This is a genomic window from Paraflavitalea sp. (genome assembly GCF_059502485.1).
This window is the reverse complement of the sequence record NZ_JCACET010000008.1, coordinates 859,747-875,964: the sequence shown is the minus strand read 5'-3', so window position 1 is coordinate 875,964 and position 16,218 is coordinate 859,747. Positions and strand designations below refer to the sequence as shown.

Below are 16,218 nucleotides of genomic sequence, written 5' to 3'. Positions count from 1 at the left end.
CTTTTTCCTCCTTACCTTTGCCCCTCAATCAAACAAGAACATGCAGCTTTACTGCGAATCACTGACCGAATATAAGCGCCTCCCGACCCGTGAAGTAAAGATTGGAAACCTGCTCCTGGGCAATTTCCACCCTATCCGGACGCAGACGATGACGACCACCGACACTATGGACACACTCGCTACCGTGGAACAATCCATCCGTTGTATCGAGGCCGGTGCAGAACTGGTACGCATCACAGCCCCCAGCAAAAAAGAAGCAGAGAACCTCCTCGTCATAAAGAACGAACTACGCAAAAGAGGATACGATACACCACTGGTTGCCGACATTCACTTTACCCCCAATGCGGCTGAAATTGCAGCCCGCATCGTGGAAAAAGTACGTGTCAATCCCGGCAACTATGTAGACAAGAAGAAGTTTGAACAGATCGATTATACCGACGCAGAGTATGCAGAAGAAATAGAACGCATCCGTGAAAGATTCACACCTCTCGTAAAGATCTGTAAGGAATACGGCACGGCCATGCGCATCGGCACTAACCACGGCTCGCTGAGCGATCGCATCATGAGCCGCTATGGCGATACAGCCATCGGCATGGTAGAAAGCGCCATGGAATTCCTGCGCATCGCACGCGATGAGAGCTACCACCAGATCATCCTCAGCATGAAATCCAGCAACCCGCAGGTAATGGTACAAGCCTATCGCCTGCTGGTACAAAGCATGACCACCGAATTTAGTGAATGCTATCCCTTGCACCTCGGCGTCACAGAAGCCGGCGACGGAGAAGATGGTCGTATCAAATCAGCCATCGGCATCGGCACCCTGCTGGAAGACGGCATTGGAGATACCATTCGTGTATCACTCACCGAAGACCCTGAGTTTGAAATACCGGTATGCCAGGACCTCGTGAAGAGATACAGCCTTGGATACACAAGCAGCACAACATCTAAAGTGCCTGCTATGGAGAAGATCACTTACAGCCCATTCGAATACCAAAGAAGAGAAACCTTTACAGTAGACAATGTGGGCGGAAAGCAGGTACCGGTTGTCATCGCCGATCTGAGCAAACTGGACAACATTACGCCCGAAAGTCTGCAAAGCATCGGCTATGCCTACGATGAGCCATCCGACAAATGGAACATTAGCGATGCAGCAGCTGACTATATTTTCACCGGCAACAAGATCGTTCCTTTCGCCTTGCCCGGCACCCTCAAAGTGATCACCTATCCCGCTGCCTGGGAAGAAGCCGAAGATAAAACCAAGTACTTCCCCATCTTTGGCGATAGCGGATATGTAGAAGCTGCAGCCAAAAGCAATCACCTGAACTTTGTAATGATAGATTGCTTCAACGACGAAACCCCGATCAACAACTATACCCACCTCGATACACTGGCCAACGATCCTACAGTAGTACTCTGCCTCAGCAGCACCAACCAAAACGCGATGCAATCCGTTCGCCGCATGATGGTAGAGATCCAAAGCAGAAAGATCAAAAACCCGGTTGTATTGATCACCGATAGCAACTGGCAAACACCCGATGAACACCTGATCCATTTTGCTACCGAAACCGGCGCTTTATTACTCGAAGGATTCGGAGATGGCATCTGCCTCGGCTACGGCAGCAAGGCCCAAATGGAAAACATACAGGTTACTGGTCGCACGTATTTGCCACTCAAAGACATTTACCAGTTTACCAACAATACGGCCTTCTCTATACTACAGGCCACCCGTACCCGCATCTCAAAAACAGAATACATTTCCTGCCCCTCCTGCGGTCGTACCTTGTTCGACCTGCAGGAAACCACTGCTAAGATTCGCTCCGTTACCAATCACCTCAAAGGTGTCAAGATCGCCATCATGGGATGCATTGTAAACGGTCCCGGCGAAATGGCCGATGCCGACTTCGGTTATGTAGGCAGCGGTCCCGGAAAGATCACCCTGTACAAAGGAAAAGAAGTGGTGAAGCGGAATGTAGACAGTAATATTGCTGTAGAAGAACTGATCAACCTGCTGAAAGACAACGAAGCCTGGGTAGAACCGTAGAAGCGATCAGCCGTTAGCCTTTAGCAGTTAGCTATTAGCCCCTGTATTCGCTAACAGCCAATGCCTAAAAGCTAATAGCTTGCAGTAAACCAAAACTAAAACGAATTCGCTTTGAACCGCATAGACCGATTGCACGCAATCCTTACGCACCTGCAAAGTAAAAAGCTGGTGACAGCACAGGAAATTGCCGACCGTTTCAACATCAGCCTGCGTACCGTATACCGCGATGTAAAAGCCCTCGACGAAAGTGGCGTACCGGTGATCGGTGAAGCCGGCAACGGCTATACCATTATGGAAGGATATCGACTTCCGCCGGTCATGTTTACCCAGGAAGAAGCCGCCGCCCTGCTACTCGGTGGCAAGCTGGCCGCCCACATGACAGACGACTCCGTTAAAAAACACTTTGAAACAGCCCTCTTCAAGATCAAGGCAGTACTCCGTAGCACCGACAAAGAGCAGATGGACATACTGGCCGATCATATCGAAATATTACGTTCCCGTGTGCCGGAAGAAGATGCCCCCAGTCAACACCTGACAGCCCTGCAAAAAGCCATTGCCGACAAGCGCGCCATCTTCATGCTGTACTATTCCAGCTACAATGAACAGGTAAGCGAACGCATCATCGAGCCCATTGGCCTTTGTCACTACAGCGGCAACTGGCACCTTATCGGCTGGTGCCGCCTTCGCAATGGCTACCGCGACTTCAGGGTCAACCGTATCAAACGCCTGCAGGTAAAAGACGAACAATTCGACATTTCAGTCCACCCTTCCCTCAAAGATTATATCGACACCATGACCAAAGGCCACGACCTGCAGGAAGCAGTGCTCCGCTTCGATAAAGACGTGGTCAGGTACCTCGAAAACCAGAAATACTGGTACGGCTTCGTACGGGAAGAAGAAGCTGGCGAGCAGGTACGCATGTATTTCGTGACCGGCTCCCTGAGCGGCCTGGGCCGCTGGCTCCTGACCTATACCAACGGCGTTCACGTCGAATCCCCCGACTCCCTCAAAACCCAGATGCAGCAATTCGCTGCCGAAATAAAAGACCACTACCAATAATTTTCTGTCTCCCTGCTGACATAGGGCTGTCACTACCCGGTAGTTGCTTTGTGTAAACAAAACGATACCGATATGCACGTTAAAACACATCCCCCGGTCACCGTACTGTACAGCAGGCACCAGACCACCATACCACAACTCAATCAGTTTGTGGGAGTTGTAGTGAAAGACCTGTATGCGGAAGCGGTGCAGAACAATGCCCTCATCAGTGGCGCTCCAATATGGATCTACCACGGCGCCGATGGCAAACCGGATACGGTTTTCACCCTCGACATTGCCATACCTATCCAGGGCCATGTAGAATCCACCCGCTTTGCCGTGAAAGAGCTACCAGCCTTCAAAGCCCTCACCACCACCCACGAAGGGGCCTGGAACACCCTGTCGAGGACTTACCAGGACATCATGCAACACATCGACAAGAACAAAATACCCATGAACGAGGAATGCCGGGAAGTATACCTCAATATCGACTTTGAAGAACCTGAATACAATGTGACCCAGGTACAAATGGGCGTGATCTAAATTAAATAGCCATGAAAAAACAATTCTATAAGTGGACAGGCATAGCATTGGTGATCGTACTCTTCGGCACACAATGCAAACAAGACGAAACAAAAACACAACCGCCCGCCACCACATCAAAAACCGACACTATTAAAAAACATCGTATGAAACTGAATGCAGGAGTGATCACTACCAAACTGGCCGAAAGCAAAGAATTCTATCAACGCGTACTCAACTTCGGCGTCACCTTCGAAAACGAATTCTACCTGTTGATGCACACCCCCGACCAACAAACCTCCTTTGCATTCCTGTTGCCGGACCATCCGTCCCAACAGCCAATATTCCAAACAGCCTTTAATGGAAAAGGGATGTTTCTCACCATTGAAGTAGACGATGCTGATGCCGAGTACAAGCGCATCAAAGACCTGGGCGTAACCATTGCCGTGCCCATCCGCGATGAACCCTGGGGCGATCGCCACTTTGCCTTCTACGATCCCAATGGAATCGGGATCGATATCGTGAAATATTCAGCACCACAATAACATAGACTGCTACAAAGCAGTAAAACTATAGCCATGAAAAAAGGGAGCGTAACCGCTCCCTTTCTCTTATATACTTCAAAAAAGAATTAAAATCTAAGTTGACTTCATGCTGAATACTGGATTCTGAATGCTGTATTCTTCCCCTAAATCGCTTTCGCACCATCCTCGATCTGCGTCACATACACATGCGGCACTACTTTGAACAACTGGTTAAAAGACGCCTGGATCTTATTCGTGAAATTCTCTACAGCCTCCTTCTTCACGATATTGATGGTACAGCCACCAAAGCCACCACCCATCATGCGCGAACCAACCACACCCTCGATAAAGCCGGCACGCTCAGCCAGAAAATCCAGCTCCGTACAGCTCACACTATATTGCTTGCTCAGGCCCTGATGCGTAGCATTCATCATCATACCAAAAGTAGCGAGGTCACCTTGTTGCAGAGCAACACAACCCTTGGTAAGACGCTCCTTCTCACTCACCACATACCAGCAACGATCATATACAATAGCAGGTAACTCCTGTTGATGCAGGTTTAATACATCCAGGCCCACATCACGCAGTGACTTGATATCGGGATAATGCTTTTTAAGGATAGCTACACCTTCTTCACATTGCTGCCTGCGCACATTGTACTCAGACCCTGCCAGCGAATGACTCACCATACTATTCACCAACACAATATTGTAATCAGGAAAATCGAAAGGAATATACTCATACTCCAGGCTGCGGCAGTCCAGCTTCATCACATGACCATCCTTACCATGCAAGCTGGCAAACTGGTCCATGATACCGCACATCACCCCAACAAAAGTATGCTCCGTCTTCTGGCCAATGAACGCCAGGTCCATCCGGCTGAAGCCAAGCTTGAAAATTTCATTAAGCGCAAAACCATAAGCAGAAGTAAGTGCAGCAGAAGAACTCATACCAGCACCTACCGGCACATCACCATCGATGATCACATTCACGCCACGGATCGTTTTACCACGGTCCTGAACATGATACGTTACACCCAACAAGTAGTTCATCCAACCATCCACCGGCTGAATACCGGTGAGACCAAAAGAATAAGTTTCCTTGAACTGGTTGGCATATACGTTGATCGTATCCGTATTATTTTCAGCCATGGCCACATACATCTTCTTATCAACAGCACCAGGCAACACGAAACCTTCATTATAATCCGTATGTTCACCGATCAGGTTCACACGACCAGGAGCGGCAATGATCACGGGGTCACTATTGTACATTTCCCGGAACTGCCGGCGTAATTGTTCTGCGATCATAACTTCAAAAAAATTAATTTTAATCCCCTATAAACAACAGTATGAGTTTTGCAATTGACAGGTACCAGATTAACGGCTTATCGTTATTGCGGCTGCAAGATAATGCAACAGGAGCAATGGTAGCCATTTTACCCGATTATGGAGCATTATTACATGCCTTCGAAATTCCCCTGGCGGGAAAAAATTTCAACATCATCGACAACTACGCCAGCAAAGAAGAGGCAGACCAGTTCATTACCAAATCCTACAAAAGCGCCAGACTGTCACCCTTCGTATGCCGTATCGCCGGAGGCAAGTACGAGTTTGAAGAACAGGAGTATACCTTCAACCACAAATTCATGGATGGCACTGCTATACATGGATTACTGGCCGATAAACCCTTCAGACTGTTAAGTCGCTTTGCCGACGACAAACTGGCCTCGGTCACCTTGCGCTACCATTACAACCGCGACGATCCGGGCTATCCCTTCGACTACAATTGCGAAGTACGCTATACCCTGCACCCCAACGCCGTATTGCAGGTAGAGACCATCCTGCTGAACCTCGACGACCACACCATACCCATTGCTGATGGTTGGCATCCCTACTTCACACTGGGCGACACCATCGATGACTGCGAACTACAATTTACTTCCCGCACCATGCTGGAATTCAGCGAACAGCTGATCCCCACAGGCCAGCTCCTCCACAACGACACATTCATGGAGCCCGCCAGCCTGAAAGGACACACACTCGATAACTGCTTTGCACTCGAGATACAGGAAGGTTCACCCTGCTGCCAGCTACACAATCCGCAAAATGGACTCACACTCACCATCTACACCAATGCACAATACCCTTACCTCCAGGTCTACACCCCCGATGACCGTAAAAGCATTGCCATCGAGAACCTGAGCGGCGCACCCGACTGCTTCAACAACGGTATGGGACTCACGCTGCTGGAGCCGCGACAAACGACGAGTTTTAACGTATGGTACCAGTTGAGTGTGGAATAAAACGACTATTTTGCCCCCTCAAATACCGAGTATGAAGACCCTGAGATTTGCCCTTGTCCTTGTGTTTTTAGGATTTCTGGCCAGTTGCTACGAAGTAAATGAAGAGATCACGATCAACGAAGACGGCACCGGCGCCTTTGTTACTAAAATGGACATGGGTCAACTCCTCGAAATGATGCAATCGTTTGCGGGAGAAGAAGAGCTGAGCAAAGAAGGACTCGACAGAGCCATCGACACTACCATACGGATGGTTGATATGATCGACCCGGGCAAAGACTCACAAGAACAAAAAGCCTTACTGGAAAAAGGAACATTGAAGATGCAAATGAACATTAAGGACAGACTGTTCAAGATGGACATGAACATCCCCTATACCGGGTACAGCAACCTGCAGAAGCTGATGGAAGGGAAAGGCAACAGTGGAGCAGGACTTACCGATGCATTCAAAGGCATCTTCGGCGATAATAAAACACCCGAACGCGATACCACTAAGATCATCGATGAAGCAAGAGAACCCGACATGCAGGACATTGCCGGCATCTATGACGTTACCGTAAAAAATGGCCTGATCAGCAAAAAGACCAACACTGAAAAATACAAAGCCCTGCTGGCCCGGCCGGAAATGGACCAGGTAAAAAAACTGGCCAGCTCAGGCATGGAAATAAAATATACCACTACGATCAAATTGCCACGCCCGGTAAAGAAAGCCGACAATACCATTATCAAACTTTCTGAAGACAAGAAAACCGTTACCATGCAGTACAACCTCCTTGAGCTGCTGGAGAACCCCGAGAAATTTGCTTACACGTTGGAATATTAATTGCATAATTTTGGCGATTCTAATCGCACAATATGCAAACAGACTTCTTAGTAATAGGCTCTGGTATTGCCGGACTCACCTTTGCGCTGAAAGCAGCCCAGCAGTTTCCGGATAAAAAAGTATTGATCGTCACCAAAACACAGGCCGACGAAACCAATACCAAATACGCACAGGGAGGCATTGCCGGCGTTACAGACTTTGAAAAAGACAGTTTCGACAAGCATATTGAAGACACCCTCATTGCAGGCGACGGATTGTGCAACAAAGCAGTAGTAGAAATTGTGGTCAAAGAAGGTGTCGACCGCATCCGCGAGATCATAGAGTGGGGCGCCCGTTTCGACAAAGAAGCCGATGGAGATTACAAGCTCGGCAAAGAAGGCGGTCACAGCGAGTTTCGCATCCTGCACCACAAAGACGTTACCGGCCGTGAAATGGAACGCGCGCTGTTAGACGCACTCAACACCTACAAGAACATCGAGATTATAAAACATTGCTTTGTTGTAGACCTCATCACTCAGCACCACCTCGGATACCTGATTACCAAATCCACCCCCGATATTGAATGCTATGGCGTGTACGTGCTGAACCGCGAAACCAACCAGATCGAAAAGATACTGGCCAACATTACCCTGCTGGCAACTGGCGGCAATGGACAGGTTTACCGCTCCACCACCAATCCTTACATTGCTACCGGCGACGGAGTGGCAATGGTATACCGCGCCAAAGGCCGTATCGAGAACATGGAATTTATCCAGTTCCACCCCACAGCGTTATATGAGCCCGGCGTACGCGGACAGTCGTTCCTGATCACCGAAGCCGTGCGCGGCGACGGAGGCATCCTTCGCAACAAGAACGGCGAAGCCTTCATGGAGCGGTACGACAGCCGGAAAGACCTGGCCCCCCGCGACATCGTAGCACGCGCCATCGACAGCGAGATGAAGATCACAGGTACCGAACATGTGTACCTCGACGTACGCCATATTCCACTCGAAAAGTTCACAGAACACTTCCCCAACATCTATGAAAAATGTAAATCCATTGGCATAGATGTGACAAAACACCTGATACCGGTAGCACCTGCTGCTCACTACAGCTGCGGCGGTATCAAAACCGATGAGTGGGGCCGCACCTCCATCAACAACCTGTATGCAGCCGGCGAGTGCGCCAGCACAGGACTGCACGGCGCCAACCGCCTGGCCAGCAACTCCCTGCTCGAAGCAATGGTATTCTCCCATCGTAGCTTCATGGATGCCACGCAGAAAATACAAACCAAGAGCCTGTCCCTTGTCACAGCAATCATTCCCGACTGGAATGCCACCGGCACCACCCAGCCCAAAGAAATGATCCTCATCACCCAAAGCCTCAAAGAAGTACAGCAGATCATGAGCGACTACGTGGGTATCGTGCGCACCAACACCCGTTTGGCCCGCGCCCTCAAAAGGCTTGATCTCCTGTGGGAAGAAACAGAATCACTGTACCAAACCACCACCTTATCACCACAGCTTTGTGAACTGCGCAATATGATCACCACAAGCTACCTCATTGTAAAATGCGCCAACTTCCGCGAGGAAAGCCGGGGGCTGCACTTTAACACAGATTACCCCCAAAAGAGCGAGCTGGTACAAAATATTGTGCTGTAAATACGTTATACAAACATGAACAAGATAACGCAGGCCATGATCTTCGCGGCAGGACTGGGCACGCGGTTCAAACCATGGACCGACAAGCATCCCAAAGCACTGGCCGTCATCCATGGCAAAAGCCTTCTACAACGAAACATAGAATACTTACAACAATATGGCATCTACCAGGTGGTAGTGAATGTGCACCACTTTGCAGAACAGATCACCGACGCCCTCCACCAAAACAAAGGCTGGGGCAGCGACATCACGATCAGCGATGAAACAGACGTCGTACTCGAAACCGGCGGCGGCCTCAAAAAAGCAGCCCCCCTCTTCCAGCCTTCACCCATAGTCATCATCAACGTAGACATCCTTACCGATCTGGACCTGGGCGCCATGATGCGCTTCCACCAACTGGAAGCCCCGCTGGCCACATTGGCCATCACCAACCGCGTTACTTCCCGCTATTTCTTATTCGACGAGAACAATACCCTTTGCGGATGGCAGAATACTAAAACCGGCGAGCAAAAGATCAGTCGCACAGTAACGCCCATGATACCCAAAGCCTTTAGTGGTGTACACATTGTAGAACCTGCCTTGTTTCCCCTGATCACACAAGAGGGAAAATTCTCTATGGTAGACGTTTACCTGCAACTGGCAAAACAACACACCATCAAAGGATACGACCATAGCTATTCCAAATTCATCGACGTTGGAAAACCCGAAGCAGTAGCAACAGCAGAAAGTATGTTCCCACAGTGAGCATATTTTTGATATCGCCCTGCTTCCATTATATTTACTGACTATACCACCCACATGCAATCCATTATAGAATCGATAAAAGAACTTTATACCACCTGGAGCGGCAAACCCTGCGACCAGGTAGAAGTATTGCCACAGTCGGGCTCCGACAGGCGTTACTTCCGTATCCATGAAGGCGGCCAAACTTTCATCGCCACCTTTGGCAACAATATCCCGGAAAACGAAACCTTCATCTACTTCTCCGACCATTTTAAAGAAAGAGACCTGCCGGTGCCGGCTATCCTCGCACTCAGCGAAGACAAGACGATATACCTGCAGGAAGACTTTGGCGATGTATCTCTGTTGAACCGGCTTGAAGCAGAAGGCTTGTGCGACGCTGTATACGCCCTCTTCCGCGATAGCCTTCATCAACTGGCCACATTACAGGTGAAAGGACACGAGGGGCTCGACTACACCCGTTGCCTCACCAACCAGGAATTTGGCAAGCAGGCAATCCTGGCCGACCTGCTTTACTTTAAATATTATTTTCTCGATGCCTTGCGCAAGCCCTACGACAAGCAAAAGCTCATCGACGATTTTGAAGCACTGAGTACCTACCTCACCTTCACGGAATACAAATACTTTATGTTCCGCGACTTCCAAAGCCGCAACATCCTGGTGAAACCCGATAATACCGTTCACTTTATCGACTACCAGGGCGGCATGCGAGGTGCCCCACAATACGATGCCGCCAGTATGATCTGGCAGGCACGCGCTAATTTGCCAGATGACTGGAAAGCAGGCCTGCTTGAAGATTACATGGATTCATTCGAATCGATCATTGGACAACCATTGGACAGAGGCATTTTCAAAAGCCAATACAACGGCTATGTGCTCATCCGTCTGTTGCAAGTGTTAGGCGCCTACGGCTTCCGTGGCTTGTTCGAACGCAAAGCCCAGTTCCTCACCAGCATACCACAGGCATTGTACAACCTCAAATGGTTTATAGAAAACCAAAGCCTTGGCATCGCCGTGCCTGAGTTCAAAAAAGTACTGGAGATTTGTGTGGGCGATGACATCATAGAGCGGTTCACCCCGCTTACTGCCAACGATGAAACACCCCTCGTAGTAAACATCAGCAGCTTCTCCTACAAGAAAGGCGGCATACCAGCCGACACCAGCGACAATGGTGGAGGATTTGTATTCGACTGCAGAGGCATCCTCAACCCCGGCAGACTTGAAGAGTTCAAAACGCAAACCGGGCGCGACAAAGGAGTAAAAGACTTCCTCGAACAGCAAACCCGCATGCCCGAATACCTCAACAGTGTATTTGATATTGTCGATATCTCCGTAGAAGATTATATCCGTCGTGGATTCCAGAACCTCATGATCAACTTTGGATGCACGGGAGGCCAGCACCGCAGCGTATACGCCGCAGATGCCCTGGCCCGTCACCTGCGCAACAAGTTCAAGGTCAAGATCCAACTCAGGCACCACGTACAAGACGAAAAGAACTGGATAAATACGTAAACGGCTTCTGCCAACCATTTACCCCTTTATCTGTTATAACCGGTATTACGTAATGAAAACATGTACTACCTCGTCTACATTCCTTTATACCTGATGTCCCTGCTGCCCTTGCGGGTGCTGTACCTGCTGTCGGATTTTCTGGCCGCCCTCACCTGGCATGTCATCGGGTACCGGAAGAAAGTAGTACTGGATAATTTACGGATAGCCTTTCCCGAAAAAACAGAACAGGAACGCAAGACCATCGGCAAAAAGTTTTACCGGAACTTTGTAGACAACTTCATCGAAACCATCAAGCTGCTCTCTGCGGGCCGCAAGTTTATTACCAAACACTTCGTATTAGACAGCGACCCCTTCAAGCCCTTCTTTGAAGCAGGCCGTAAATGCCAGCTTCACCTGGGGCATAATTTTAACTGGGAGATCGCCAATGTTGTCATGCCCTTTTATACATCCTACTCTTTTATGGTAGTGTACATGCCCATTAAGAACAAAGCAATGGATAGACTATTCATGCACCTTCGCACCCGTACAGGGTCTACTATGCTACCCGCAACAGACATGCGCAATGCAATTGTTCCTTACCGTAATACACAATATATGCTGGCGCTGGTTGCCGATCAGGCGCCATCCGATCCGGCCAGAGCTTATTGGCTCAACTTCCTGGGCAGGCCTACAGCCTTTGTACGTGGCCCGGAAAGCGGCGCACGCGTGGGAAACATACCAGTGGTTTTTGTACAGATCTATAAAGTGAAACGCGGCTATTACCGCGCCCACCTCGAAATAGGCGCCGAAAACCCACACGAACTGCCAGAAGGCGAACTCTCCCGCCGTTATATTACCTTCCTGGAAAAAGCCATCCGCCAACACCCCGACATGTGGCTGTGGAGCCATAGAAGATGGAAGCATCACTGGAAACCCGAATATGCTAAAATGTGGATTGGCACAGAAAACGTGCAAGACCTGTAGAATATCTAAAAAATTAGATCGCGGCAGACCCTCTATGCTTACGTCCATTGTTAGAAGCGTTATGCCCTACTGTTCTGCCGCCACCATTCTCTCTTTTAAAGGACATCTGCTCTTTGGCTTCCTGTACCTTTCTGTATATTTCAAGCAATACCTCAGCAGCATCACTTTCAAGCATTTCCTGCAATTCATCCAATGATATCCCCCTGAGCCTTTCTGAATCGACCTCGATCTCCAGTTTCACTTTCCCATCACCCGGCTGAAAAGCAGACATAGACCTTACGGTTCCGTTAAAAGGTATTTCATTCTCGAACACACTATCAACCTCCGTTGCCCAGAAAAAGTTAGGCGTTTGACCCGCACTTGCAGGTATCCCCGATGCAATAGCATTGAAAAATTCCCGGTGATTACCACTGAATGCACCATTATTCCATACACGCAACAATTGTTCTGTAAAAGTTCCATTATCACCCCTTCCATCTCCGGCCAGTTGATGATCCTGGCAAGCAGCCAAAAGAAGTACACTTGCCTCTACCTTTTGATCAATGCCCCTGGATATCGAAAACTTAATACCCTCATACAACACCTTGTTATCCGAAACAATTTCCCGGGCTCTGAATTCAGGTAGTAACCGCGAGCTACCGGTAGCAAGTTCAGTCCGCCTTGATTTTGTGGTTGCCATTCTTGCTACTGTCCCACTGTGGCAACTATCCGAAATAACAAGAATCCTGACACCACGCTTAAACGCCGACCAGCACCTATACAATTCATCATCCAAAACCATCCTGTCATACAGGCACCATATTTCATCGGTCTTATCATCTTCATCCTTCTCCCTCATGTCATTTACCTTCGAACCATGACCAGAATAAGTAATCAAAAAAGTATCCCCCGCCTCTAAGACATCAGCCGCATGCTCGATCTCCCTGAAAACCCTTGCAGCGGTTGCATCCTTTGTAAATAAGGGCATAGCTTCATACCCTGCGCATTTAGCTAATTTCATCATATCCCTTACATCGTTTTCTGGATTTTTTAAGAACCCATCTTCACCATAGTGATTCCGGTCAAACTCATTAAGACCAATGTGAAGCGAAAGTGCCTTTTTCATTTCAAAAAATTATAGGTTAAATAATATTTCCGCCGGTTAAAGGTCAAAGAAAACAACTGCCACAAATAGAAGATTAACCCCGTATATCTCTACCGTGTTTTAACGGTTATATGCCATACAAGCTTTAATTACGGGAAATAAACGGGAAATAAACAGGTGATTTAGCAGGCATCTTTAAGTGTAAGCCGCTTTTTTATAAAAGCCATTACAATGAATTTTGGCAAATCATTTCACCAATAAAAAGCAAACTTATGCCAGCTAACACACCAAAGACTTTACCAAATTCGTTTCTCGGCCAGGTCTTAGCCAATGAAAGAATTAAACGCTTTCAGGAAGGAAAACTAAAATTACTATCCAACGACCTGCAGAAAGAGGATACAAAATCAGTCTGGTTTTCTTTCGAATCCATTGAAGGAATATACAAAGAGTTAGTATATTTAAATGCGAATGGCCTTAGGGTTTACTTCGGGACTTACGAAAATGAATTAACCGCAGGGAATGCTCAAGGCCAACTGACTGTTATCTTCGTTGCCACTGCGCTCAATGCTAATAACCTGAATGAGGATATTATTTTAGAAACGTTACCCGATTTTGCAGAAAGGCAAACAGCGACTAAAGCAGCAGTAGAAGCCAAAAAAGCAGTGGAACAATTAGGTATAAAAAAAGAATTTGACTTTGGCTCGCCCTGCCCACCAGATTGCGGAGAACCAGACCCTTCCAAATTCCCTCAACCATGACTATAAAAGACATTTACATCTTTTTCATTTTTTTAAGTTGCATATCCAGCCTGCTCAGCTTCAGGCTGGACATGCAACGTCCTTTTAAATTATTTGCTGCCTTTCTTTTCCTGACCTTGGCAGTAGAATGCACAGCCATGTACTTTGGGAAAGCACTATTTAGACAAAATCTGTGGTTATATAATGCCTTTCTCATTATTTATTATACTTTCTACTCATATTTTTTTAGCCATTTCCTTCAGCCCGCTCTAAAAAAAGTTATAACAGTGTCATGTATACTGTTAATCGCTTTTTCCTTAATTAACCTGTTTTTTATTCAAGGCCCTAATTTCTTCAATAGCTACACAATGGCAGCAGCAAGCATCCTAATGCTTACAATGTCAATACTCTACCTGAAGCAACTCCTCAACGAAAACAAAGTCATAAAACTATCGCGCGATTCCTTATTCTGGATATCGATAGGCATCCTTATCTTCCACCTCGGAGCATTACCCTATTTTAGCCTGCTCAATTATTTGAACAAAAACTTTTTATCGTTATCTTACTCCTTGTTATTAATCATTAAGGTGTTGAACATTGTCATGTATTTGCTTTTTTCCGTTAGTTTCCTATGCCGGATAAATACTCGGAAGTCCTAATACTCATCATTACCACAACCTGCCTATTACTTCTGCTTGGAGGAATAATAATAGGCTTCATATTGCTTTTTCGAAGTCGTCAACAAAAATACTTTCGCGACACACAGACCCTGCAATCCCAGTTCGATCAAACCCTCCTCCAATCACAACTCGAAATACAGGAACAAACCCTCCAAAATATCTCTCAGGAAATACACGACAATATCGGGCAGGTATTAAGCCTTACCAAACTCAACCTTGGCACCATGGACATCGATAAGCCCGATCAATTACAACAAAAGATAGAAGACTCGAAAAAGCTGATAGGTAAAGCCATTCAGGATCTGCGCGATCTTTCCAAAAGCCTTAGTACAGACTATGTATCAGCCATGGGCCTTACAGAAGCAATAAATTATGAGTTGGAGATGATCCGCAAAAGCGGCGTCTATACAACCACCCTCGAAACAGAAGGCTCACCCATAAAGCTGGAAGCACAAAAAGAACTCATTATCTTTCGCATCGTCCAGGAGATCATCAACAACATTATCAAACACGCCAAAGCCACTACCATTATCATACAACTCAACTATGGACCGGAAGCCTTCAGTATAATCGTAAACGACAACGGCAGCGGCTTCGACCTTACCCCCCTCAATGCCGGAGACAACAGCAAGTTTGGTCTCGGCCTCCGTAATATGTACAAACGCGCCCGGCTGATCGGTGCCCAATTTTCCATCACCAGCACCCTTGGAGCCGGCACTACGGTAACACTGATACTACCACATGACCCCAATCACGTTGTCAGTGCGTAAAGGGTCGCCCGATACTGTTCAGAGATTTCTACAAACAACATAACAGTGCGTCTTTCAGCCTATTATGAGCAAGGTGTTTTTCTCGTATTTCCAGCAAAAAAACACGGTATTTATATGATATAGGTCAAACCACAGACTCAATTCGTAAATTACACTACACATCTTTCGTATCAAATGAAAAGAAATGGGGATCATACATGAACATGAGATAATTAAAACGAAACTTGAAATACAGGAGCAGGCACTGAAAAATACCGTACAGGAAATACATGATAATATCGGCCAGATACTAAGCCTGGCAAAATTACATTTAGGTACCCTGGATTTTTCAAAGCCTGAAGAAGTAGCTCAAAAAACGTTAAACAGCAACCAGCTGATAGGCAAAGCGATTAAAGACTTGCGCAAACTGGCAAAACACCTCGATGCCAACTACATCTGCCAGGGAGGGCTACTCAAATCAATTGGCTATGAGCTTAGCCTTATGCCCAGAGACAGGGCAGCAGACCCGCAATTGACTATAACGGGCAAAATAGCGCCATTGAGCAAAGAAGAAGAACTAATGCTGTTCCGCATCGTACAGGAAGGCATTCAGTACTTTCTTGAAAGCAGCAGTACATCGCAAATTTCGCTGAGGATCAACTGTCAGGAAGACACATTAGAGATCAATATACACAACAGAGAAACACAACACGATGAACAACAGGCAAGTAATATATCCGACAAATACATACCCATGATCCAAAGCCGGTCGGTCATGATTGGCGCCCGGCTGCAGGTAAGCCATATGTTAAAAAACGAAACAACAATAAACATTACCTTTCCATACACAAACCACTAAACT

The 16,218-nt window shown here is 47.4% G+C and carries 15 protein-coding genes; 13 read left to right on the top strand and 2 right to left on the bottom strand.

From position 1 onward, the window contains the following. Window positions 1–40 precede the first annotated feature (40 nt). The 4 genes from ispG to AC5JBY_RS06350 all read left to right on the top strand — a co-directional run bounded on the left by ispG (window position 41) and on the right by AC5JBY_RS06350 (window position 4,146). Window positions 41–2,041 (top strand): (E)-4-hydroxy-3-methylbut-2-enyl-diphosphate synthase, encoded by a 2,001-nt coding sequence (ispG, locus tag AC5JBY_RS06365; protein ID WP_495903729.1) that lies wholly within the window; start codon window positions 41–43, stop codon window positions 2,039–2,041. A gap of 111 nt (window positions 2,042–2,152) precedes the next feature. Then, the gene (locus AC5JBY_RS06360) at window positions 2,153–3,100 is read left to right on the top strand and encodes a helix-turn-helix transcriptional regulator (RefSeq protein WP_495903728.1); all 948 of its coding nucleotides are present in this window, start codon (window positions 2,153–2,155) and stop codon (window positions 3,098–3,100) included. A gap of 72 nt (window positions 3,101–3,172) precedes the next feature. After that, window positions 3,173–3,622, top strand: coding sequence for a GyrI-like domain-containing protein (locus AC5JBY_RS06355; RefSeq protein WP_495903727.1), 450 nt, complete (start codon window positions 3,173–3,175; stop codon window positions 3,620–3,622). 11 nt (window positions 3,623–3,633) lie between these two features. Continuing rightward, window positions 3,634–4,146: a VOC family protein gene (locus AC5JBY_RS06350; protein ID WP_495903726.1), complete on the top strand. Its 513-nt coding sequence runs from the start codon at window positions 3,634–3,636 to the stop codon at window positions 4,144–4,146. A gap of 143 nt (window positions 4,147–4,289) precedes the next feature. Here the strand turns inward: AC5JBY_RS06350 and galK are convergent, their stop codons facing one another. Then, window positions 4,290–5,435, bottom strand: coding sequence for a galactokinase (gene galK, locus AC5JBY_RS06345; RefSeq protein ID WP_495903725.1), 1,146 nt, complete (start codon window positions 5,433–5,435; stop codon window positions 4,290–4,292). A gap of 41 nt (window positions 5,436–5,476) precedes the next feature. Here galK and AC5JBY_RS06340 point away from each other — a divergent pair, with 41 nt between their 5' ends. From AC5JBY_RS06340 to AC5JBY_RS06315, 6 genes are read left to right on the top strand one after another with little or no spacing between them, the layout of a single operon-like run. After that, on the top strand, window positions 5,477–6,430 hold the full coding sequence (locus AC5JBY_RS06340) for an aldose 1-epimerase (RefSeq protein ID WP_495903724.1): 954 nt from the start codon (window positions 5,477–5,479) through the stop codon (window positions 6,428–6,430). Between the two features lie 31 nt (window positions 6,431–6,461). After that, window positions 6,462–7,250 (top strand): hypothetical protein, encoded by a 789-nt coding sequence (locus AC5JBY_RS06335; RefSeq protein ID WP_495903723.1) that lies wholly within the window; start codon window positions 6,462–6,464, stop codon window positions 7,248–7,250. Window positions 7,251–7,282: 32 nt separating this feature from the next. Continuing rightward, window positions 7,283–8,890 carry an L-aspartate oxidase gene (gene nadB / locus AC5JBY_RS06330; protein WP_495903722.1) on the top strand — a complete coding sequence of 536 codons (1,608 nt, stop codon included), beginning with the start codon at window positions 7,283–7,285 and terminating at the stop codon, window positions 8,888–8,890. A 15-nt stretch (window positions 8,891–8,905) separates the two neighbouring features. Next, window positions 8,906–9,634: a nucleotidyltransferase family protein gene (locus AC5JBY_RS06325; RefSeq protein ID WP_495903721.1), complete on the top strand. Its 729-nt coding sequence runs from the start codon at window positions 8,906–8,908 to the stop codon at window positions 9,632–9,634. Between the two features lie 54 nt (window positions 9,635–9,688). Then, on the top strand, window positions 9,689–11,143 hold the full coding sequence (locus tag AC5JBY_RS06320) for a RapZ C-terminal domain-containing protein (protein WP_495903720.1): 1,455 nt from the start codon (window positions 9,689–9,691) through the stop codon (window positions 11,141–11,143). Between the two features lie 60 nt (window positions 11,144–11,203). Beyond that, the gene (locus tag AC5JBY_RS06315) at window positions 11,204–12,106 is read left to right on the top strand and encodes a lysophospholipid acyltransferase family protein (RefSeq protein WP_495903719.1); all 903 of its coding nucleotides are present in this window, start codon (window positions 11,204–11,206) and stop codon (window positions 12,104–12,106) included. Between the two features lie 13 nt (window positions 12,107–12,119). Here the strand turns inward: AC5JBY_RS06315 and AC5JBY_RS06310 are convergent, their stop codons facing one another. Beyond that, window positions 12,120–13,211: a caspase family protein gene (locus AC5JBY_RS06310; protein WP_495903718.1), complete on the bottom strand. Its 1,092-nt coding sequence runs from the start codon at window positions 13,209–13,211 to the stop codon at window positions 12,120–12,122. 251 nt (window positions 13,212–13,462) lie between these two features. Here AC5JBY_RS06310 and AC5JBY_RS06305 point away from each other — a divergent pair, with 251 nt between their 5' ends. The 3 genes from AC5JBY_RS06305 (at window position 13,463) to AC5JBY_RS06295 (ending at window position 16,215) form a co-directional block, all read left to right on the top strand. Then, window positions 13,463–13,948 (top strand): hypothetical protein, encoded by a 486-nt coding sequence (locus AC5JBY_RS06305; protein ID WP_495903717.1) that lies wholly within the window; start codon window positions 13,463–13,465, stop codon window positions 13,946–13,948. 700 nt (window positions 13,949–14,648) lie between these two features. Next, window positions 14,649–15,377, top strand: coding sequence for a sensor histidine kinase (locus AC5JBY_RS06300; protein ID WP_495903716.1), 729 nt, complete (start codon window positions 14,649–14,651; stop codon window positions 15,375–15,377). A 184-nt stretch (window positions 15,378–15,561) separates the two neighbouring features. Next, window positions 15,562–16,215 carry a sensor histidine kinase gene (locus AC5JBY_RS06295; protein ID WP_495903715.1) on the top strand — a complete coding sequence of 218 codons (654 nt, stop codon included), beginning with the start codon at window positions 15,562–15,564 and terminating at the stop codon, window positions 16,213–16,215. Window positions 16,216–16,218: the final 3 nt, after the last annotated feature.

What these genes read in the sequence shown, in the direction of transcription:
- ispG (WP_495903729.1), top strand. Translation starts at nt 41, where the DNA reads ATGCAGCTTTACTGCGAATCACTGACCGAATATAAGCGCCTCCCGACC.
- AC5JBY_RS06355 (WP_495903727.1), top strand. Translation starts at nt 3,173, where the DNA reads ATGCACGTTAAAACACATCCCCCGGTCACCGTACTGTACAGCAGGCAC.
- AC5JBY_RS06350 (WP_495903726.1), top strand. Translation starts at nt 3,634, where the DNA reads ATGAAAAAACAATTCTATAAGTGGACAGGCATAGCATTGGTGATCGTA.
- galK (WP_495903725.1), bottom strand. Translation starts at nt 5,435, where the DNA reads ATGATCGCAGAACAATTACGCCGGCAGTTCCGGGAAATGTACAATAGT.
- AC5JBY_RS06340 (WP_495903724.1), top strand. Translation starts at nt 5,477, where the DNA reads ATGAGTTTTGCAATTGACAGGTACCAGATTAACGGCTTATCGTTATTG.
- AC5JBY_RS06335 (WP_495903723.1), top strand. Translation starts at nt 6,462, where the DNA reads ATGAAGACCCTGAGATTTGCCCTTGTCCTTGTGTTTTTAGGATTTCTG.
- nadB (WP_495903722.1), top strand. Translation starts at nt 7,283, where the DNA reads ATGCAAACAGACTTCTTAGTAATAGGCTCTGGTATTGCCGGACTCACC.
- AC5JBY_RS06325 (WP_495903721.1), top strand. Translation starts at nt 8,906, where the DNA reads ATGAACAAGATAACGCAGGCCATGATCTTCGCGGCAGGACTGGGCACG.
- AC5JBY_RS06320 (WP_495903720.1), top strand. Translation starts at nt 9,689, where the DNA reads ATGCAATCCATTATAGAATCGATAAAAGAACTTTATACCACCTGGAGC.
- AC5JBY_RS06315 (WP_495903719.1), top strand. Translation starts at nt 11,204, where the DNA reads ATGTACTACCTCGTCTACATTCCTTTATACCTGATGTCCCTGCTGCCC.
- AC5JBY_RS06310 (WP_495903718.1), bottom strand. Translation starts at nt 13,211, where the DNA reads ATGAAAAAGGCACTTTCGCTTCACATTGGTCTTAATGAGTTTGACCGG.
- AC5JBY_RS06305 (WP_495903717.1), top strand. Translation starts at nt 13,463, where the DNA reads ATGCCAGCTAACACACCAAAGACTTTACCAAATTCGTTTCTCGGCCAG.
- AC5JBY_RS06295 (WP_495903715.1), top strand. Translation starts at nt 15,562, where the DNA reads ATGGGGATCATACATGAACATGAGATAATTAAAACGAAACTTGAAATA.